The 19,590-nt window shown below is 56.8% G+C and carries 15 protein-coding genes; 8 read left to right on the forward strand and 7 right to left on the reverse strand.

Annotation, left to right across the window (positions count from 1 at the left end; translation table 11 throughout):
- The first annotated feature begins 95 nt into the window (after positions 1–95).
- Both argJ and ADG881_RS14845 read left to right on the forward strand, forming a co-directional pair.
- The gene (argJ, locus tag ADG881_RS14840) at positions 96–1,298 is read left to right on the forward strand and encodes a bifunctional glutamate N-acetyltransferase/amino-acid acetyltransferase ArgJ (RefSeq protein ID WP_367114838.1); all 1,203 of its coding nucleotides are present in this window, start codon (positions 96–98) and stop codon (positions 1,296–1,298) included.
- 200 nt (positions 1,299–1,498) lie between these two features.
- On the forward strand, positions 1,499–2,440 hold the full coding sequence (locus tag ADG881_RS14845) for a Nudix family hydrolase (protein ID WP_007149593.1): 942 nt from the start codon (positions 1,499–1,501) through the stop codon (positions 2,438–2,440).
- A gap of 133 nt (positions 2,441–2,573) precedes the next feature.
- On the opposite strand, the gene ADG881_RS17435 is transcribed toward ADG881_RS14845, so the two are convergent.
- The 5 genes from ADG881_RS17435 to pilB form a co-directional block, all read right to left on the reverse strand.
- Positions 2,574–2,774, reverse strand: a complete 201-nt coding sequence (locus ADG881_RS17435; protein ID WP_007150462.1) for a DNA gyrase inhibitor YacG — start codon at positions 2,772–2,774, stop codon at positions 2,574–2,576.
- A 127-nt stretch (positions 2,775–2,901) separates the two neighbouring features.
- Entirely contained in the window at positions 2,902–3,504 is a 603-nt protein-coding gene (coaE, locus tag ADG881_RS14850; RefSeq protein WP_039927499.1) for a dephospho-CoA kinase, read from the reverse strand.
- 88 nt (positions 3,505–3,592) lie between these two features.
- Positions 3,593–4,402, reverse strand: coding sequence for an A24 family peptidase (locus ADG881_RS14855; RefSeq protein ID WP_007151464.1), 810 nt, complete (start codon positions 4,400–4,402; stop codon positions 3,593–3,595).
- A gap of 64 nt (positions 4,403–4,466) precedes the next feature.
- Entirely contained in the window at positions 4,467–5,690 is a 1,224-nt protein-coding gene (locus ADG881_RS14860; RefSeq protein WP_007148843.1) for a type II secretion system F family protein, read from the reverse strand.
- Between the two features lie 2 nt (positions 5,691–5,692).
- A complete protein-coding gene (gene pilB / locus ADG881_RS14865; protein WP_039926911.1) occupies positions 5,693–7,399 on the reverse strand; it encodes a type IV-A pilus assembly ATPase PilB in 1,707 nt (568 codons plus the stop codon).
- Between the two features lie 520 nt (positions 7,400–7,919).
- Here pilB and ADG881_RS14870 point away from each other — a divergent pair.
- A complete protein-coding gene (locus ADG881_RS14870; protein WP_039926913.1) occupies positions 7,920–8,399 on the forward strand; it encodes a pilin in 480 nt (159 codons plus the stop codon).
- Positions 8,400–8,509: 110 nt separating this feature from the next.
- Here ADG881_RS14870 and nadC read toward each other — a convergent pair whose 3' ends face one another.
- A complete protein-coding gene (gene nadC / locus ADG881_RS14875; RefSeq protein WP_007149943.1) occupies positions 8,510–9,373 on the reverse strand; it encodes a carboxylating nicotinate-nucleotide diphosphorylase in 864 nt (287 codons plus the stop codon).
- A 17-nt stretch (positions 9,374–9,390) separates the two neighbouring features.
- Entirely contained in the window at positions 9,391–10,821 is a 1,431-nt protein-coding gene (locus ADG881_RS14880) for a sodium:alanine symporter family protein (protein WP_007150461.1), read from the reverse strand.
- Positions 10,822–11,052: 231 nt separating this feature from the next.
- Between ADG881_RS14880 and ADG881_RS14885 the strand changes: the two genes are divergently transcribed.
- From ADG881_RS14885 to aceF, 5 genes are all read left to right on the forward strand, one after another.
- Positions 11,053–13,302 (forward strand): DUF1631 domain-containing protein, encoded by a 2,250-nt coding sequence (locus tag ADG881_RS14885; protein WP_007149122.1) that lies wholly within the window; start codon positions 11,053–11,055, stop codon positions 13,300–13,302.
- Positions 13,303–13,347: 45 nt separating this feature from the next.
- Positions 13,348–13,914 (forward strand): 1,6-anhydro-N-acetylmuramyl-L-alanine amidase AmpD, encoded by a 567-nt coding sequence (gene ampD / locus ADG881_RS14890; RefSeq protein ID WP_039926914.1) that lies wholly within the window; start codon positions 13,348–13,350, stop codon positions 13,912–13,914.
- Positions 13,911–14,759 (forward strand): hypothetical protein, encoded by an 849-nt coding sequence (locus ADG881_RS14895; RefSeq protein WP_007149224.1) that lies wholly within the window; start codon positions 13,911–13,913, stop codon positions 14,757–14,759. Before ampD ends, ADG881_RS14895 begins: the two co-directional genes overlap by 4 nt.
- Before the next feature lie 320 nt (positions 14,760–15,079).
- Complete coding sequence (gene aceE / locus ADG881_RS14900) at positions 15,080–17,752, forward strand: pyruvate dehydrogenase (acetyl-transferring), homodimeric type (RefSeq protein ID WP_007151204.1); 2,673 nt, start codon at positions 15,080–15,082, stop codon at positions 17,750–17,752.
- Between the two features lie 52 nt (positions 17,753–17,804).
- Positions 17,805–19,538: a dihydrolipoyllysine-residue acetyltransferase gene (gene aceF / locus ADG881_RS14905; RefSeq protein WP_039926916.1), complete on the forward strand. Its 1,734-nt coding sequence runs from the start codon at positions 17,805–17,807 to the stop codon at positions 19,536–19,538.
- Positions 19,539–19,590: the final 52 nt, after the last annotated feature.

A 19,590-nucleotide genomic window follows, 5' to 3' on the forward strand; every position in this document is an offset into this window, starting at 1 on the left:
ACAAATAGGCTGAGAGAAAAGCGGCAAATCTTAACGCTTGGCAGGGCGTTTTTTTCGTAGCAAGCTTTCAATACATGGATAGCAGGAAAAGTGTGATGACACAGTCTGAGTGGTTGCCGGTTCCGGGCGTGCGGCTTGCCGCCGTCGAAGCGGGCATCAAAAAAGCCAATCGCAAGGATCTGGTAGTGCTGGAGCTGGCACAGGGGAGTCGTGTCAGTGGTGTGTTCACCCTTAATCGTTTCTGTGCTGCGCCAGTACAGGTAGCCAAGTCCCGTCTGGCTGCCACTACGCCACGCTACCTGATGATCAACACGGGTTATGCCAATGCAGGCACCGGCAAGAAAGGCCTGGAAAACTGCCTGGCCAGCTGTGAGTTGCTGGCGAAAGCAGCAGGTTGTGATGCGGATGAAATCCTGCCGTATTCCACCGGGGTTATCGGAGAACAGTTTCCGCTGGAGGCCTTTGCCACCGGCTTGCCCAAGGCGCTGGATGCACTGGACGTCCATCATTGGGGGCGGGCGTCGGAAGGCATCATGACCACCGATACCTACCCAAAGCTCACCAGTCGGCGGGTGGAAATGGATGGTGTGCCAGTGACGATCACAGGGATGTCCAAGGGCTCCGGCATGATCAAGCCAAACATGGCCACCATGCTTGGTTTTATCGCCACCGACGCACCGATTGCCAAGCCACTATTGGATGAGTGGGTGAAAGCCCTGGCGGATAAATCCTTCAACCGGGTGACGGTGGACGGGGATACCTCCACCAATGATGCCTGCATGTTAATCAGCACGGCTCAGGCTGAAATGGATGAGATCACCGCGCTGGATGGTCACAGTCAGCTGCTGTATCAGGCGCTGGAAGAGGTCTTCACTGAACTGGCTCAGGCGCTGGTGCGTGATGGTGAAGGGGCCACCAAGTTTGTGGAAATTACCGTGACCGGGGCCGCCAGCGAGAGTGACGCACGAGCGGTGGCTGAAACCATTGCCCATTCCCCCCTGGTGAAAACGGCGCTGTTTGCCTCGGACCCTAATTGGGGCCGTATTTTGGCTGCCATTGGCCGGGCGCCGATTGCGGCGCTGGATGTGGACAAAGTCAGTGTTTGGCTGGGTGATTTGCTGCTGGTAGAACAGGGTGGTGTGGCGGACAGCTATGAGGAAGCACAAGGCGCTGCGGTGATGGCGAAACCGGAAATCACCATTCGGGCGGATCTGGCGTCGGGTGATGCGCAGTGCACCGTATGGACCTGTGATTTCAGCTATGACTACGTAAAGATCAATGCGGAGTATCGGACCTAGACGCACCACGCACCACGCACCATGCTTCACGCCTGACGCTAGACCGTAGGTCGAATTCACCCAAGGGCACAGAGAGCCTGAAAGGCGTAATCCGCAAGCCGCTGAGAACGAAAGGGGCTTGCTCGCAAGCGAAACTGCCTGATCGGCACGCCAGGCGGTTCACTTGCAAACAGGCCCCACAGACATTCGGAAAGAGTCCCATGCCAACACGCTCAACCCCTGCCATTACCGTCGTCGCGGCCATCATCCGTGGCGAAGATGGCCGTATTTGTCTTAGCAAGCGCCCTGACAATAAGCATCAGGGCGGGCGCTGGGAGTTTCCCGGTGGCAAGGTGGAGCAAGGTGAGGCGCTGAGCGAAGCGTTGGCTCGCGAGCTGGAAGAGGAGCTTGGCATGGCAGGGGCGACGTCCAGCCCTTTTATGACGATTGCCCACCAGTACGATGATCTGCACGTGACCCTGCACTTTCGTGATGTCTGCGTCTGGCAGGGTGAGCCGGAAGGCCGGGAAGGGCAGTGGGTGCAGTGGTTTCTCCCGGGTGAGCTGGCGGACCTGCGCTTCCCGGCGGCCAATCAGCCGGTGGTGAATGCCATACAGCTGCCTGAGCAGTTAGTGGTCGCGCCGGAAGATATCACTCTTCACGAGTTGTTGGCCGGGATTGATCGGTTGAATGGGGAGCAGCAGGGACTGTATTTGCGGCAGTGGAGTGACCATGCCGAGGTGGCTGCGGTTGTGGCGCAATGTCAGCAACGCGGCGTAAAAGTCTGGTTGCGTGCTGTGGACACGCAGAGTGTGGCGACAGCAAAAACGCTGGGTGTATTTGCCGTGCATTTTCCAGGCAGAACACTGGCCCAGCTGGATGAGCGTCCCGCATTTGATGGAATCACCAGTGCGGCGGTGCATGATCAGGCGGCCCGGGATAAGGCAGGCAATCTGGGCCTGGATATGGCGCTGGTTTCACCTGTCCTGCCCACGCCGACACATCCGGGTAAGCCCGCATTGGGCTGGCCGCAAGCGGAGTTGCTAATGAAGGGGGCGCCGCTTGCCTGTTATGCGCTGGGAGGTGTGGCACCGGGCGATCTGATCAACGCCCGTGATCACGGCGCGGTGGGCGTGGCGGGTATCCGCGCCTTCTGGCCGTGATTAGTGTTCCCTGAAACAGGCCTCTTGTCGCGTAGGTCGGGCACAGAGAGCTGCGAAGCGGCGTAACCCGACATTCTGCAATCCGAATGACAACAATGCAGAGTTTTACTTCATCCGTTGCGTTGAACGCTTACTAAAACTCTTCAAAGTCTCCGGGCGCATCGTCATCACCCGGAATAGCGTGGCGCTCTGTTGCCCAGTCCCCGAGATCAATCAACTTGCAGCGTTCACTACAAAACGGCCGCCAGGGGTTGTTGTCCCAGCGAGTGAGGCTTTTGCACTGTGGGCAGGGGTAAGTCTGGGTAGCTTTCTTGGCCGGGCTTTTGTCAGTCATGTTTTTACGCGCGCTATTTCTCTGTGCAGGTTTTCCCTCTTCGAGAAGAGGGCGAATTGTGGGGCGGATGTATCCTCTGCCGGTGCCGAATTGGGATGGCGGAGCGATGCTGGCGCCGCTTTCCGCCCTATGAAGATGTCCCGGCCAATTCCAGATAGTACTTATGCAGCACCCCCAGTTGCTCGTGGAGTGCCTCCAGAGAACCATGATTCTCTACGACATCATCCGCCTGATCCAGTCGCTTGTTGCGCGCCAATTGCGCTTTCATGATCGCCGCGACCTGTGTTTCCGGTACCTGATCCCGTGCCATGGTGCGCTCTACCTGCAATTCTGCAGAGGCATCAATGACCAGAATGCGATCTACCAAGGCTTTTTGCGATGTTTCCAGCAGAAGAGGGGAGACCAGTACGGTGTAGGGCGATTGGCTCGCCCCGATCTGCCGGCGAAGTTCGTCACCTATGGCGGGGTGGGTAATACCTTCGAGGGTTTTTAGTGCGTCCGGGTCAGTAAACACGATCTCGCGGAGTGCCCGCCGATCCAGCGCGCCGTCGTCGGCGATGACATGCTGGCCAAAATGCTCGGCGATGGTGAGTAAGGCGGGTTGCCCGGGCTCAACCACCACGCGTGATGCAAGATCCGCATCCACGATGGTGATGCCCTGTTGAGCAAGGTAATCCGTGGCAGCGGTCTTGCCGCTACCAATGCCACCGGTGAGGCCAACAACAAACATGATGAGTTCCGCTTGCATGCATCACGCGGCACGCATCACGCGGTGCCTGTTGGCGTGCCTGCGTGTAGCGTGGGGCGCGTTTGCGTAATCAAAGTTTAAACATACCCAGATACGAGCTGACGATACTATCGCCCCAGAGCAGGGCAATCCACCCGGCCGTGGCCAGATAAGGACCGAAAGGGATTTGCGTGCGTTTTTCGCCGCTGAACATCATCATGGCGATAGCGAAGACCAGCCCGACCACCGATGACAAAAGAATAATCACCGGCAGGTATTGCCAGCCGACCCAGGCGCCCAGCGCGGCCAGCAGCTTGAAATCGCCGTAGCCCATGCCTTCTTTCCCGGTGATCAGCTTGAACAGCCAGTAAACACTCCACAGCGAAAGATACCCGGCCATGGCGCCGGTCACCGCATCGCTCAATGAAACCGGCGATACGCCCATTACGGCCGCCAACAAGCCTGTCCACAGCAACCAGTAGTTCAGGCTATCCGGCAGCAGGGTAGTGTCAGCGTCAATCATGGCGGCGGCCAGCAGTAGCCAGGTAGCAAAAAGCGTAAACACCAGCCAGGGACCATACCCGAAGTGCCAGGCACACAGTCCGGCGAGCACACCGCTGACAAGTTCGATAATCGGGTAGCGTTTGCTGATCGGGGTTTTGCAGCCCTTGCACTTGCCGCGCAGGGCCAGCCAGCTAAACACGGGAATGTTTTCATACCAGCTGATCGCATGGCTGCATTTCGGGCAGCGCGAGCGCGGTGCCACCAGGTTGAAAATGCCGTCACTGTCTTCCGCTGGCAGCTCAAGGACTTCGCGGGCTTCCTGCTTCCAGCTCCGCTCCATCATCAGCGGCAAGCGGTGGATGACCACATTCAAAAAACTGCCTACCAGCAGCCCCATAACAACACAAAGCCCGACCAAAAGGGTCGGGCTGGAAGAGAGAAGGTTAAGTATTTCGGACACGTTATACCACTGCCCCGAGCTGGAAGATGGGAAGGTACATGGCGATAATCAGGCCGCCGATGAGTACCCCGAGTACCGCCATAATCAGCGGTTCCATCATGCTGGTCAGGCCGTCGACCGCGTTGTCTACTTCATCTTCGTAGTATATCGCGACTTTTTCCAACATGGCATCGAGTGCGCCGGATTCTTCGCCAATGGCGGTCATTTGCAGTGCCATTGACGGAAAAACACCAGTGCTGCGCATGGCGAACTGAAGTTGTTGGCCGGTGGAAACGTCTTCTTTTACTTGCAGTACAGCCTTTCTATACACCACATTGCCGGTAGCACCGGCGCAGGCATCCAGAGCATCAATCAATGGAACCCCGGCGGCAAAGGTAGTAGACAGAGTTCGGGCATAGCGAGCGATAGTGCTTTTGAAGGTGATGTCTCCAATAATAGGTAGCTTCAGCAAAGTACGGTCAATCCAGTTCCTGAAAGCCTCAGACCGCTTGCGTGTTTCACTGACGGCAATGCCGAATACGATTAGCGATACCATGATTATAAAAAAGTTGGCTTGAAGAGCTTCGGATAAGCCAATGACGAACTGAGTAAATGCTGGCAATTCAGCACCAAAGCCATCAAAAAGTTCTTTAAATGTTGGTACTACTTTAATCAAAAGAATAGCGGTGACAATAATCGCAACACAAATGACGGCGATGGGATATTTCATTGCTTTTTTGATTTTTTGTTTCAGGGCTTCACTTTTTTCTTTGTACAGTGCGACTCGATCCAGCATGGTTTCTAATGCACCTGATTGCTCGCCGGCGTCAACCAGGCTGCAATATAGATCATCAAAAAGTAGCGGATGTTTTTGTAGTGCCCCGGCAAAGTTATTACCGCCTTCCACATCTGCTTTGATTTTTAGGACTACATCCTTCATTGAGGGGTTGTCTAGCCCATCCGCTACAATTTCAAAGGCTTGAACTAGCGGTACGCCGGCTTTCATCATGGTCGCCATTTGGCGGGTGAAAATAGCGATATCCATGGGCTTGATTTTTTTCTTGCCGCCCAGGTTGATTTCCCGCTTTTTGGCTACTTTTTTTGCATTAATACCTTGCTTGCGCAGTTCTGCACGAACAAGGGCGGCGCCTTTCCCGGAGGTTTCCCCTTTAACCTTTTTCCCCTGACGGTCCAGGCCTTCATAGGTAAACGTAGCTGATTTTTGTTGTGCTGCTTTAGTCGCCATAATTAATGTCCGCTGGTGACACGGTTAATTTCTTCCAGGCTGGTAACCCCCTGCATTGCTTTTACCAGGCCGGAGCGATGAAGATCATTAAAGCCTTCTTTCCGGCATTGGTCGGCAATTTCAATGGAGTTCCCTTCTTCCATAATAATGCGCGCGATACCGTCAGTGATTTTGACAACCTCATAGACACCTACGCGCCCTTTGTAACCGTTCTTGCATTTATCGCAGCCTTCCGGCCCGTACACAGTAAAACCGCTGGAGATGTCATCTTCCGTGAAACCCATCTCAAGCAGCGATTGTTTGGGGATATCCACGGCCGTTTTGCAGTGCTCACAAAGACGGCGCGCCAGACGCTGAGCAATAATCAATAATACCGAGGTGGCAATATTGAAGGAGGGAACCCCCATGTTGCGAAGGCGTGTCAGGGTTTCCGGGGCGCTGTTGGTGTGCAGGGTGGAAAGTACAAGGTGCCCGGTCTGGGCGGCCTTTACCGCAATTTCGGCGGTTTCCAGATCGCGAATTTCCCCGACCAGAATCACGTCAGGATCCTGGCGCAGGAAGGCGCGCAGGGCAGAGGAGAAATTCATGCCCTGCTTCGGGTTCACGTTGACCTGATTTACCCCTTCCAGGTTGATTTCCACCGGGTCTTCCGCCGTGGAGATGTTGAGTTCCGGCGTATTGAGGATATTCACCCCGGTATACAGCGAAACGGTTTTCCCCGAGCCAGTAGGGCCGGTGACCAGGATCATGCCTTGGGGTTTGTGCAGGGCATCCAGGTACATCTGTTTTTGTTCGTCTTCGTAGCCCAGCGCCTCGATGCCCATCTTGGCGGATTCCGGATCCAGGATACGTAAGACAATTTTTTCGCCAAACAGGGTAGGGCAGGTGTTTACCCGGAAGTCGATGGCCCGGGTCTTGGAGATTTTAAGCTTGATACGGCCGTCCTGAGGAACCCGGCGCTCGGAGATATCCAGTCGCGACATTACTTTTAGGCGGGCGGATAGTTTGCTGGCAATATTGATAGGCGGCTTCGATACGGTTTGCAGAATACCGTCCTGGCGAAAGCGTACCCGGTAGGTTTTCTCGTAGGGCTCGAAGTGCAAGTCGGATGCTCCTCCCTTAATAGCATCAAGAAGAAGCTTGTTAACGAAGCGAACAATCGGTGCGTCATCGGCCCCTGATTGGGTTTCATCCTTCTTCTCTTCGCCGCCGCCGATGTCCAGGTTATCCAGTCCGTCATCCAGATCGCCGAAGGCATCGCCTTCAGTTTCAGACTCTACCGCGTCGATCCATTGTGTTAATTTGTCCTCTTCGACAATCACCGTCTCAACGTTTAGACCAGTATTAAAACGGATTTCTTCCAGCGCCGGGAGGTTGGTGGGATCTGAAACGGCAACGAACAGGCGACTTCCCCGCCGGAAAAGGGGCAGAACGTGGTGCTTGTTGATCAGCTTAGGGTCAACAAGATCTTTAACCAAGCTGTCACGTTGAAAGCTGCTCAGGTCGAGAATCGGGTCCCCGAATTCTTCTGCTACGGCACCTGCAACTTGTCTGGCCGTCAGTTTTCCGCTGGCAACGATCTGGCGTACCAAGCTGGTCTTCTCCTGGCGAGCCTGCTGTAGAATTTGCTCAGCGCTGTCTGCGTCTAACAGACCCTGTTGTATCAATCGGTGCGGTAAGCCGCTGAATGAGGCGGTTTGGCTAGTCATGGCAACCTGCTTGTTTATGCTTAGTCTGGTCGGTGCGCCCAACACTTTTTTCCTAACATACCGTGTGTGTACGTGGCTGGGAAGGCCAGATGTCGCAAAATCAGTACCTTGCCACCGATTTCTCACCTACTTCTACAATTTGCCTGATCGTATGAAACGGGGGCGCAGGACCGAAACCAAAACGGGCGAGAGCCCGTATCGGTCATCTTTGGAGTGCATCGCATTGGCTACGATTATCAGCAGCAATGCGGATGGGTTGGGGGAGGGGGTGAGGGCAAAAGGTGTCAGTTGTTGGCGACATGAGTGACATGGAGTGTCATGAGGTGGCATTCCATGTCATAGGGCGGAGCTTCGGCGGTTGATTGCCTGATGGTTGTAATCCTCATGAGTGCTTGAAATAGCCCGTTTTCAATAAAATTTCCTCAATAGGATCAGGTTGGCACGCTCCATGCTTTGAAAGCACACAGATGCTCGCCTAGGGTGGGTTCAAAAAAATTTGCCAATGATTGGAGAAATCAAAATGAAGAAGCAAATCCAGAAGGGTTTCACCCTTATCGAATTGATGATCGTTGTGGCGATCATTGGTATTTTGGCTGCTGTCGCGCTGCCAGCTTATCAAGATTACACAGTACGTGCCCAAGTGTCTGAAGGTATGATCGCTGCGAGCGCCGTGCGTACAGGGGTGACCGAAATGTTTGCGAATGGCGGTATGAATGGTGTTAACGCCTATGCCACTGAAATTGCCAATGATCAAGCGGCTCTGACGACTAATCGAATTACTGCGATCGCTGTCGATGGTGCTACTGGCGCTATTACTGTGACTCTTGCTGGTATCGCCCAGCTTGGTGGTGACAACGTGTTGGCTATGGTTCCTCAGATTGGTGGTGCTGCCATTTCTAATGCTAATTCTACGGGTTCTGTTGAGTGGGTTTGTACCCAGGCGGCAGGTGCTCCGACGACTATCGAAGCTAAGTACCTGCCGGCTGAGTGCCGAGTATAAACTACGATCGATAGAAGTTATGAGAGTAGCTTCGTTGGATTGACAAAAAACCCGGCTTTTGCCGGGTTTTTTGTGCTGTTGTGTCTGGCACTGATTGTGAGCAATGGGCGCTATCCTTCTGCATCTTCAGAGCTAAGTCGCAATGATAGATCGGCCGCCTGCACATGTTTTGTCAGCGCTCCGGACGACATGAACCAGTGCCGTCCGGCCGGCAATGTTCTGGCACTTTTAACGGTCAGATTGCCGGATACTTCCAGTGCGGGGCTCAAAGCCATTCCAGCCGCTTCTTTCAGCATCTCCACACTAAAATTATCCAGCATGATCTGGTCCGGCATTAGCCCAGCCGCTTCCTCCAGCTCCGCCAGGTTTTCCACTTCCACAATAATCTTCTTGTCTGGCGCCAGTGCTCGTGCCCGCTCAATAGCGGCGGTGATGCCGCCGCAGGCGGTGACATGGTTTTCCTTGATCAGAAAGGCGTCGTAGAGGCCGATGCGGTGGTTTTGGCAGCCGCCGCAGAGCACGGCGTATTTCTGGCCGGCGCGCAGGCCGGGAAGGGTTTTTCGGGTGTCGAGGATGGTGACCTGGCTGCCGGCCACGGCATCCGCGTAGCGGCGGGCGGTGGTGGCGGTACCCATCAGGGTTTGCAGGAAATTCAGGGCAGTGCGCTCGCCGGTGAGAATCTTGCGGGTATTGCCGCGCAGAGTGCACAAAGTGGTTTCGGCTGGGAGGCGGTCGCCATCCTGGACATGCCATTCAACGTCCACGTCGCCCAACTGCCGAAACACTTCGTCGGCCCAGGGGGTGCCGCACATGACCGTGTCTTCGCGGGTAATGATGGTGGCGGTGCTGCGGCTGTCCGCGTCGATGAGCTGGGCGGTGATATCGCCATCGCGGATATCTTCTTCCAGAGCAAAGGTCACATTGCGGGTGATGTCGTCACGAATATAGTCGGGCAGGTTGGCGCTGAAGGTCATGGGATCTCTGGATACGGTTACAGGTCGCGGCCCCGCGCGCATTCATCGAATGCTGGCGGCGGTGGGGCGTGACAGTGACTGTTGACGGCTGTAGCCGTCAACCGTCCAGGGTAATCCGGGCGGTTGGCGAAGAACTCACGGCTTAGCCGAACCACAATGGGGGACAATAATAACAGAGCGATCAGGTTTGGCACGGCCATCAGGATATTCATGATGTCGGCCAGTGCCCAGACGAAGTTCAGGCTGACAATGGCGCCTAACGGCACGGCCAGTACCCAGATAATCCTGAACGGCATGACCGCCTTGTTGCCGAACAGGAACTGGGTGCAGCGCTCGCTGTACAGGCTCCAGCCCAGCAAGGTGGTAAAGGCAAACACGGCCAGGCTGCAGGCCACAATGATGTTGCCGGCACCGCCAAAGGTGGATGAAAACGCCATGGCGGACAGGGGAGCGCCTTTGACGCCACTGTCCCACACGCCGGTAGACACAATCGCCAGGCCGGTAACGGAGCAGACAATAATGGTGTCGATAAAGGTCCCGAGCATGGCGATGGAGCCCTGTCGGGCGGGATGGTCCGTGTTGGCGGAGGCGTGGGCGATGGGGGCGCTGCCCAGGCCAGCTTCGTTGGAGAAGATCCCCCGGGCCATACCGAAGCGGATGGCTTCTTTCACCAGCGCCCCGGCAAAACCACCGGCGGCGGCGGTGCCACTGAAGGCCCCTTCAAAGCACAGGGCCAGAGCATCGGGGATGGCGCTGGCGTGATCCGCCAGAACCACCAGGCCTGCCAGCAGATAGGCTAGTGCCATAAAGGGCACAATGAAGGTTGCCACGGTGGCGATCCGTTTCATGCCGCCCAGCACCACCATGCCCACCAGGACCGCCAGAGTGACACCGGTGATCCAGGGTGGCAGACCAAAGCTGTCACTGAGTCCGTGGGCCACGGAGTTGGCCTGGACGCTGTTACCGATCCCGAAACCGGCAATCATGCCGAAGACGGCAAAGGCGATGGCCAGCCAGTGCCAGTTCTTGCCCAGGCCGTTCTTGATGTAATACATGGGGCCGCCCACGTATTGCCCGGCGGCATCTTTTTCCCGGAAATGGACGGCGAGGACCGCTTCTGCGTATTTGGTCGCCATGCCCACCAGGGCGATCAGCCACATCCAGACCAGGGCACCGGGGCCACCGGAGTGAATGGCGGTGGCCACGCCGACAATATTACCGGTACCAATGGTGGCAGACAGCGACGTGGCGAGGGCGGCGCCGGCACCGATGGTGCCCACCCCGCGCTGCGGCCCCAGCATTTGCCGGAAACCGAAACCCAGCTGGCGCAAGGGCAGGAAGCCAAGAATGAGGGTGAGATAAATGCCTGTGCCGGCGATGAGAATCAGCGCCGGCCATCCCCACAGAAGACCACTAATCTGTTTGAGTATGGTTACCGTCTGTTCCATGGCTATCGTCCAATGCCCCGAAAGGCCTTAGGCTAGGGGAATTTCCGGGGTAGGGAAAGTGGGGCGTTTTGTTTGTGAGTGCTCGCACACTATTCTGTCAGTGCCAACTAGTTCAAAATTCTTACTCTTGATGCGTGGTAGCGTATTAAAGTATTAAAACGTTGGTGCCATACACGCCCTGTTTTGATGTATTTCACCCAGCCTGTCGCGGGTTCGCCTGCCGGGGGAGCAATGTCCAAGGTCACACAGCTAAAGCCGGTTTCCGGGAAAGCAACGCCAGGCAGCATGCCGCGGCCGCTTGAGAAGGTGTGTGCGCGTTACTTGTCTCTCAGTGCGGCCTACCTTGGCGATATGCTGGATGGTGCCGATGACAAGCTCTTTGACCTGGCCGAGAAGGAAACCGATAGCGAGCGAGAGCGCTATTTCGAGGCCATGCGCGAGCTGCGCATTCAGCGTGCTGGGCTGGTGGGCAGCTTCAAGCAGGCTATCAATCATCAATTTCTGACCCTGGCGCGCCCCCCGGAAACCGAGACACTGGAACAAACGCCGGTAGATCTGGATTCCCTGACGTTGGTTCACGAGGATGAGCTGGAAACCTCGGTGGCGCTGGACAACATGGCACGCCGGGCCCGAAATGGCTGTAACGAGCAGCTGAAGGTCCTCTGTCATCGCATCGAATACCTGTTTGAAAGCAAACGGGAAGTGAATGAACACAACAACCCGTTGGAACCCCGCCAGTTGGTGGCCTGTTTCAGTGAAGGGCTGGAAAAGCTGTCGCTGGATATCAAGGCCCGTCTGATCATCCTCAAGCTGTTCGAGCGGGAAGTGATGGCGGAAACCGGTTATCTGGTCAGTGAAGCCAACAAGGTATTGATCGATGCCGGGGTGCTGCCGGAAATGAAGTCCGCGCCTATCGCTCCGGCTCGCAAGCCCGGTTCCCGCTTACTGGCAAGCCAGAGCTCTGACAGTGTGATGCCGACGGCGGGGAATGCCGGCGGCCCCAGCAACGATCAGATGTTCGGTTTATTGCAGGAATTGCTGGTGACCATGCGCGGCATGCAGGGTGGCCCGGGTGGGGGTGCGTCCGGCGGCGCGCCGGGCGTAGCCAGTGAGGCGGCCATGGCCGTTATGCAGAACGGGGTGCCCTATATGAATGGCGCGCCGGTGGCTAACGCGGCGTCTGTGCATCAGGTCAGTTCCGATGATCTGCTCGGTGTCTTGAACCGCCTGCAGCGGGTAGAGCGTAGCCTTGGTGAGGATGAAGGCGAAGACCGTGCCGATCTGAAAACAGACCTGTCCGAGTTGCTCGACAATGAGCACGGCGAGGCCATCCATGCCCTGGATCAGGCCGATGATGATGTCATCAATCTGGTGGCCCTGCTGTTCGATTTCATTCTGGATGACGAAGGCCTGCCCTCGGAAATCAAGGCACTGATTGGCCGCCTGCAGATCCCGCTGTTGAAAGTAGCGATCATCGATAAAACCTTTTTTAGCAACGACAACCATGAAGCCCGCCTATTGCTGAACATGCTGGCCAGGGCCGGTAGCCAATGGGATCCGCAGCAAGGTATCCAGGACGACCTCTACCAGCGGATTAATCAGGCGGTGCACCGCATCATTGATGATTACGAAGATGATGCCAGCCTGTTCTCCTCGCTGTTGCAGGAGTTCCAGCAGTTCTTCGATAACCAGAAAAGCCGTTCCGATCGTGTGGAACAGCGAGTTCGCGAGGCTGAAGAGGGCAAGGCCCGTGCGGAGCAGGCCCGTAGCGAAGTGGTGGCGGTGCTGGATAAGCGGATGGCCGGGCGGCAGCTGCCGGATGTGGTGGTGCGTCTGCTGCGCCAGGGTTGGCAACAGGTGTTGTACTTGACCTGGCTGCGCGAAGGCGATGATAGCGGATTGTGGCAGCAGCAGGTGAAGGTGGTCGATGCGGTGGTCTGGAGTGTGCTGGAGCACCGGGAGCAGGCGGCCCTGGAAAAACTGAAGGATCTGAGTCCGAAGCTGCTCAAGACTCTGCACAGTGGTCTCAGCCAGATTAACTACGATGCGGTGGAAACCAAGCAGCTGCTGGTTAAATTCCGTGATGTGCATCAGCAGCTGCTCAAGGGGCTGCAGACGGAGCGGGTGGCGGTGGAGCCAGAGCAGCCCGCCGAACCGGCCCAGCCGGAAACGGTGCCGGAATTGCCGGAAAATCATTTCCTGGTGAAGAAATGCAGTCAGCTGGCGCCGGGGCAGTGGATTGAAATTCAGGACGACGGCGAACCGCGCCGTGCCAAGCTGGCGGCCAACATCCGAGCCGGCGTGAAAATGGTGTTTACCAACCGCCGGGGTATCAAGGTGCAGGAGTTTTCTGCTTACACCTTGGCCGTTGCCCTGCATAACGGGACTGTTAAACTCATTGAAGAGGGAGCCCTGTTTGATCGGGCTCTGGAAGCAGTTATTGGCGATCTGCGTCGCATGCAGGGCAACGTGCAACACTAACCCCTGCCGTATTCATCCCGGCGCAGGCAAAAGGAGCTTGCGCGGGTGCTTACCCTTTCCGGACATCGTGTCGATCAGGCGCAATGGTGCCCATCCCCCAATTTTAACGAACGCCCTGATCCGGCCGATATCTCGTTGCTGGTGATCCATAACATCAGTTTGCCGCCGAGCCAGTTTGGCGGCGGCCATATCGAAGCGTTTTTTCAAAACTGCCTGAACCCGGCGGATCACCCCTATTTTGAAACCATCCACCAATTGACGGTGTCGTCCCACTTTCTGATTCGTCGTGACGGTGGCCTGCTACAGTTTGTGCCGTGCGATAAGCGAGCCTGGCATGCCGGCGTATCCACGTTTCAGGGGCGGGAAAACTGCAATGATTTCTCCCTCGGTATCGAACTGGAGGGGGCCGATAACATCCCCTACGAAAACGCCCAGTACGCCACGCTGGCTGCGCTGACGCAGCTTTTGCAGCATCACTATCCTGCTATTACCGATGCCCGCATTACCGGCCATGAACATATTGCACCGGGAAGAAAAACGGACCCCGGCCCGGCGTTCGACTGGCGGCGTTACCGTGAACAACTGGCCGATTTCAGGGAGGAAAAGGCATGAAGTTTATTGTGTTGATCGTGGTGATGGGGCTACGCCGGATGGATGCAGGCTGGTCGCCGCTGCTGGCCGGTGAGGAACGTCACCAGCGCTGGCTGCAACGCTGCGGTAGTCGCATTGGCCAGCCGAACCGGGTGTGGTGGGGCGCGGTGCTGCTTCCTGCGGTGTTGATCGCCTGGGGGGCGTGCTGGTTGTCCGGTTTCTGGGGCCAGTTATTGGTGCTGGGTCTGGGCACATTGCTGCTCTTGTGGCTGCTGGGCAGTCACAGCGAGTTTCGCCATGTGGATGAATTACTGGTGCGCGGCCGTATGAATGACCCGGATGGGTTTGCCGCCCTGGCCACGGACGAATTTTCCGTTAACGGCGTGCCCGGCGATCCGGCCTACCACCAGCAACTGAGTGAGCAGATTCTGGCGCGGGAAGAACGCTTGTTCGTGGCGATTTTCTGGCTGGTGTTGCTGGGGTTCGGGGCGGCGTTTCTGGTGGTCATGAACCATGCCTGGCTGCAGCGTCAGCGGCGTCACTGTAGTGAATCAGAGACCTTGGGTTGGCAGCAAGCACTGGATGACTGGTTGAGCTTGCCTGCCCGGCAACTGCTTATTGTCAGTATGTCGCTGGCCGGGGACTTTACCGCGGTAATGGAAAGAATGCGCGGCGCCTGGTGGCAGCTGCAGCCGACCCCCTCGCTGATAGTGTCCGTGGCCAATGTGGCACAGGAAGAAAATCATGACGCCAGCTCCGGAACCTTGCACACCGCCATGGATCATCTGGAAGGGTTGCAGGGCCTGCTGCTGCGCTGTGTGGCCATCTGGCTGATTATGGCCGCGTTGTGGATCATGTTGCTGTGAACGTGCGGGCGTGAATAGCGTTTCAATAGAACCGACCTTGGTCGAATTCCGGTTTCCCTGCACCGGGTTCAGGATAGGGACATAACCGAAAAAATGGCCAACATACTGTGTCGGCTGATTTTTTTCGTCACTGGCCAACTTGACCGCCAACCGGTCTACGGCGCTAGTATTAACGTACATCGGCGATTTGGCAGAGATGCCACTCCGTGCCCGGTGTCGTGAGACTTCAGGTCTCAAGCCCAGCCACCCTTGGGCCTCTTTCAGCGTCGCTGCAGTGATCCTGCGGCGGCGCATGGCAACGCGAAAAAGGACGCAAGCCCATGCAAAAACGCAGTTTTTTTGATGACGTTGATCCCGCAGAAACCCGGGAATGGCTCGAAGCCCTGGAATCCGTGGTCGAGCGGGAAGGTCCCGAGCGGGCCGCCTGGCTACTCGATGCCATTACCAACGAAGCCCAGGAGCAGGGCGTTTATCGCACCCACCTAAACACCCCTTATCTCAACACCATTCCCCCCAAGGACGAAGCCGCCATCCCCGGCGACATGTTTATGGAGCGCCGTATTCGTTCACTGGTGCGCTGGAATGCGCTGGCCACCGTCATGCGGGCCAACATGGATAACGATGATGAGCTGGGTGGCCACATTGCTTCTTTTGCCTCTTCCGCCACCCTTTACGATGTGGGGTTCAATCACTTCTTCCGCGCCCCCAGTGACGAGAACGAGGGCGACCTGGTGTTCTTTCAGGGGCATTCGGCACCGGGTGTCTACGCGCGGGCCTACCTGGAAGGACGTATCAGCGAAGAGCAGCTGGATAACTTCCGCCGGGAAGTGGATGGCAAGGGGCTGTCGTCCTATCCCCATCCCTGGCTGATGCCCGACTTCTGGCAATTTCCCACCGTATCCATGGGGCTGGGGCCGATTCAGGCCATCTACCAGGCCCACATCATGAAGTATCTGCAGAATCGGGAGTTGATCCAGCAGGATAACCGCAAGGTCTGGGCATTCCTGGGTGACGGTGAAATGGACGAGCCGGAATCCCTCGGCGCCCTCGCTCTGGCGGGGCGTGAAAAGCTGGATAACCTGGTGTTCGTGGTGAACTGCAATCTGCAGCGACTGGATGGTCCGGTGCGGGGCAATGGCAAGATTATCCAGGAACTGGAAGGCGTGTTCCGTGGTGCCGGCTGGAACGTAATCAAGGTGGTCTGGGGACGTCTGTGGGACCCGCTGCTGGAAAAAGACAGCGAAGGTCTGTTGCGGCGCCGCATGGAAGAATGTGTGGATGGGGAATACCAGGCCTACAAGAAAAATGGTGGGGCCTACACCCGCGAACATTTCTTTGGCGACAATCCGGAACTGAAGAAACTGGTCGAGCACATGAGTGACGAAGATGTGTATCGCCTGAACCGGGGTGGCCACGATCCGTTCAAGGTGTATGCGGCCTACCACGCGGCGGTAAACCACACCGGTCGCCCTACGGTCATTCTCGCCAAGACCGTAAAAGGCTATGCCACCGGTGCCGGTGAAGCCGTCAATAAAACGCACCAGATGAAGAAGCTGGATTTGGAAAGCCTGAAGGATTTCCGCGATCGCTTCGATATGCCGTTCACTGATGAACAGCTGGAAGAGGTGCCCTATTACCGCCCGGCGGATGACTCCCCGGAGCTGCGTTACATGAAGGAGCAGCGTGACAAGCTGGGTGGTTACATGCCCGTGCGCCGTCAGAAAGCCAGCCAGCAATTAACCATCCCCGGATTGGATGTATTCGCCAACTTCCTGGAAGGCAGTGGTGATCGGGAAATATCCACCACCATGGCTTTCGTGCGCATGATGAGCACGCTGATCAAGGACAAGCAGATTGGTGAACGCGTGGTGCCGATTGTGCCCGATGAAGCTCGCACTTTTGGCATGGAAGGACTGTTTCGCCAGTTGGGCATTTATTCATCCGGCGGCCAGAAGTATGAACCGGAAGATGCTGGCCAGGTGATGTATTACCGGGAAGACAAGAAGGGGCGCATTCTCGAAGAGGGCATCAACGAAGCCGGTGCCATGTCCGGCTGGCTGGCGGCAGCCACCAGTTACAGCGTCCATGACTTCGCCCTGATTCCGTTCTACATCTATTACTCCATGTTCGGCTTCCAACGCGTGGGCGACTTGGCCTGGGCAGCGGGGGATTCGCAGGCACGGGGCTTTTTGCTGGGCGCCACGGCCGGGCGCACCACGCTTAACGGTGAAGGGCTCCAGCATCAGGATGGTCACAGTCATATCCTGGCCGGCACAGTGCCGAACTGTGTCAGCTACGACCCCGCCTACAGTTACGAGCTGGCAGTCATTATTCAGGATGGCCTCAGACGCATGTATGAGGACAACGAGAAGGTGTTCTATTACCTGACCCTGATGAATGAAAACTACGTGCACGGTGCCATGCCGGAAGGTGCAGAGGAAGGTATCCGCAAGGGCATGTATCTGTTGCACGAGGGCAAACCCAAAACCAGGAAAACTCCGCGGGTTCAGTTGCTGGGCAGCGGTACGATACTGCGCGAAGTCGAAGCGGCGGCAGAATTATTGCGAGAGGACTTCGGTGTGGCGGCGGACGTCTGGAGCGTGACCAGCTTCAACGAATTGCGCCGTGAAGGGCTTCGCATGGACCGCGATGACATGCTCAACCCGGAGCAGGAACGTGAGCTTAACTGGGTGGAGAAATGCCTGAAAGATCGCGCGGGCCCGGTGATTGCGTCTACCGATTACATGCGCGCCTTTGCCGACCAGATTCGTCCCTGGGTGAACGCCCCGTATTCGGTGCTGGGCACCGATGGGTTTGGGCGCAGCGACTCGCGTCAGAAGTTACGCCATTTCTTTGAAGTAGACCGCTACTTCGTGGTGCTGGCAGCGCTGAATGCCTTGCGCAAAGAGGGCAAGGTTGACGCAGCGGTGGTGAAACAGGCTATCGAGAAATATGGCATTGATACGGATAAACCCTATCCGGTGATGCATTGATCGCACCCGTCACTGATTATCGATCAGTGATCTCACTATAAGGAGTTCAGGTGTGAGTAAAACGCAAATTCATGTTCCCGATGTGGGCAGCAGTGATCCTGTTGATGTCATCGAGATCAGCGTGAAAGTCGGCGATACCATTAGCGCCGAAGACACCATTATTGTACTGGAATCCGACAAGGCCACGGTGGAAGTGCCCGCGCCCCAGGGCGGAAAAGTTGCCGCAATCAGTGTCAAGGTGGGTGACCGCGTCAAGGAAGGTGATGCAATCATGGAGCTTGAGGGCGAAGAGGCCGATGACAGCGATGATGCTGTTGCCGCGGATGACGAAGGCGACACGGCGAAAGGCAACGGTGCAGGGGCCCAAGGGCAGAGTAAACCGAGTAAGCAGAGCACTAAGAGCAGCGCAGACTCCAGTGACAAAGCGGAGAAACCGAAAGAGCCGACGGGAAGCCGCACCGAAACCGTGAAGGTGCCGGATCTCGGCGATATCGATGCGGCAGAGATTATCGAAGTCAACGTGGCTGTGGGTGACGAGCTCGACGAAGAGCAGGTCATCGTGGTGGTGGAATCCGACAAGGCGTCGCTGGAAATTCCGTCGCCGAATGCCGGCAAGGTGGAGTCGGTTAGCGTCAGCGTTGGAGACAAGGTCGGCACCGGTGATGCCCTGATTACATTGGCGGTTGCGGGTGGTTCGGCATCAGCAGAAGAAAGCGAGCGAGAACCGGAGAGTGAAAAAGAGGCTGATGCCGAAAACGCCAATAAGGATGAGACGGGAACCGGGAAAGAAAGCGACACAGGCGCACAAGGCAAGCCGGCACAGAAAAGCGAGCCTCCCTCATCATCCCGGGAGCAAGCCGCCGACAGTGGCGCGTCTCCGTCCACGCTTGTTCACGCTGGCCCAGCGGTGCGCAAGCTGGCACGGGAAACCGGGGTGGATTTGTCACAGGTTCGCGCCACTGGCCCGAAAGACCGCATTCTCAAAGATGACGTGCATGCCTATGTGAAGCAGCGCCTGGAAGGGCAGCCGGCCGGGGGCGCTGGCGGTGGGCTGGCGGTAGAGTTACCAGAGATTGATTTCAGCCAGTTTGGCGACATCGAACGGGTCGAGCTGAACAAGCTGCGCAAGGTATCCGCCCAAAATTTGACACGTTCCTGGTTGACCATCCCCCATGTGACCCAGCATGACAACGCGGATATCACCGATCTGGAAGCGTTCCGCAAAAGCCAGAACAAACGCCTTGAACGCGAGGGCGTGAAGCTCACCATGCTGGCGTTTCTGGTGACAGCCTGCGCGCGAGCGTTGAAGGAGTACCCGCGTTTCAACAGTTCGCTGGAAAACAGTGGCGAGGCGTTGATTGAAAAAGGCTATATCAATATCGGTATCGCGGTAGACACGCCCAACGGTCTGGTCGTGCCGGTGATCAAGGATGCGGACAAGAAAGGGTTGAAGGAGATCGCTCTGGAAATGGGCGAGCTGGCCGAGAAAGCCCGTAACCGCAAACTGACACCTGCGGACATGAAAGGTGGGACCTTCAGCATTTCGTCCCTGGGCGGTATTGGCGGCACCGCATTTACCCCGATTGTGAACTGGCCGGAAGTGGCGATTCTGGGGGTGAGCCGCTCTGATATGCAGCCGGTGTGGGATGGTAACCATTTTCAGCCGCGGCTGATTCTGCCGCTGAGCCTGTCCTACGATCACCGTGTCATTGATGGCGCGGCCGCAGCGCGGTTCACGACCTACCTGAGCCAACTATTGACGGATATGCGTCAGGCGTTGCTGTGAAGATGACTGTGAAAATGGTTGTGGAACAGGCACGTGATATTTCGAAAACCTA

It is taken from the genome of Alcanivorax sp. DG881, from assembly GCF_000155615.1.
In the GTDB taxonomy this organism is placed as follows: domain Bacteria; phylum Pseudomonadota; class Gammaproteobacteria; order Pseudomonadales; family Alcanivoracaceae; genus Alcanivorax.

Excerpts from the sequence above, each read along its gene's own strand:
- argJ (WP_367114838.1), top strand. The coding sequence starts at position 96 with ATGACACAGTCTGAGTGGTTGCCGGTTCCGGGCGTGCGGCTTGCCGCC.
- ADG881_RS14845 (WP_007149593.1), top strand. The coding sequence starts at position 1,499 with ATGCCAACACGCTCAACCCCTGCCATTACCGTCGTCGCGGCCATCATC.
- ADG881_RS17435 (WP_007150462.1), bottom strand. The coding sequence starts at position 2,774 with ATGACTGACAAAAGCCCGGCCAAGAAAGCTACCCAGACTTACCCCTGC.
- coaE (WP_039927499.1), bottom strand. The coding sequence starts at position 3,504 with ATGTTTGTTGTTGGCCTCACCGGTGGCATTGGTAGCGGCAAGACCGCT.
- ADG881_RS14855 (WP_007151464.1), bottom strand. The coding sequence starts at position 4,402 with ATGGGGCTGCTGGTAGGCAGTTTTTTGAATGTGGTCATCCACCGCTTG.
- ADG881_RS14860 (WP_007148843.1), bottom strand. The coding sequence starts at position 5,690 with ATGGCGACTAAAGCAGCACAACAAAAATCAGCTACGTTTACCTATGAA.
- pilB (WP_039926911.1), bottom strand. The coding sequence starts at position 7,399 with ATGACTAGCCAAACCGCCTCATTCAGCGGCTTACCGCACCGATTGATA.
- ADG881_RS14870 (WP_039926913.1), top strand. The coding sequence starts at position 7,920 with ATGAAGAAGCAAATCCAGAAGGGTTTCACCCTTATCGAATTGATGATC.
- nadC (WP_007149943.1), bottom strand. The coding sequence starts at position 9,373 with ATGACCTTCAGCGCCAACCTGCCCGACTATATTCGTGACGACATCACC.
- ADG881_RS14880 (WP_007150461.1), bottom strand. The coding sequence starts at position 10,821 with ATGGAACAGACGGTAACCATACTCAAACAGATTAGTGGTCTTCTGTGG.
- ADG881_RS14885 (WP_007149122.1), top strand. The coding sequence starts at position 11,053 with ATGTCCAAGGTCACACAGCTAAAGCCGGTTTCCGGGAAAGCAACGCCA.
- ADG881_RS14895 (WP_007149224.1), top strand. The coding sequence starts at position 13,911 with ATGAAGTTTATTGTGTTGATCGTGGTGATGGGGCTACGCCGGATGGAT.
- aceE (WP_007151204.1), top strand. The coding sequence starts at position 15,080 with ATGCAAAAACGCAGTTTTTTTGATGACGTTGATCCCGCAGAAACCCGG.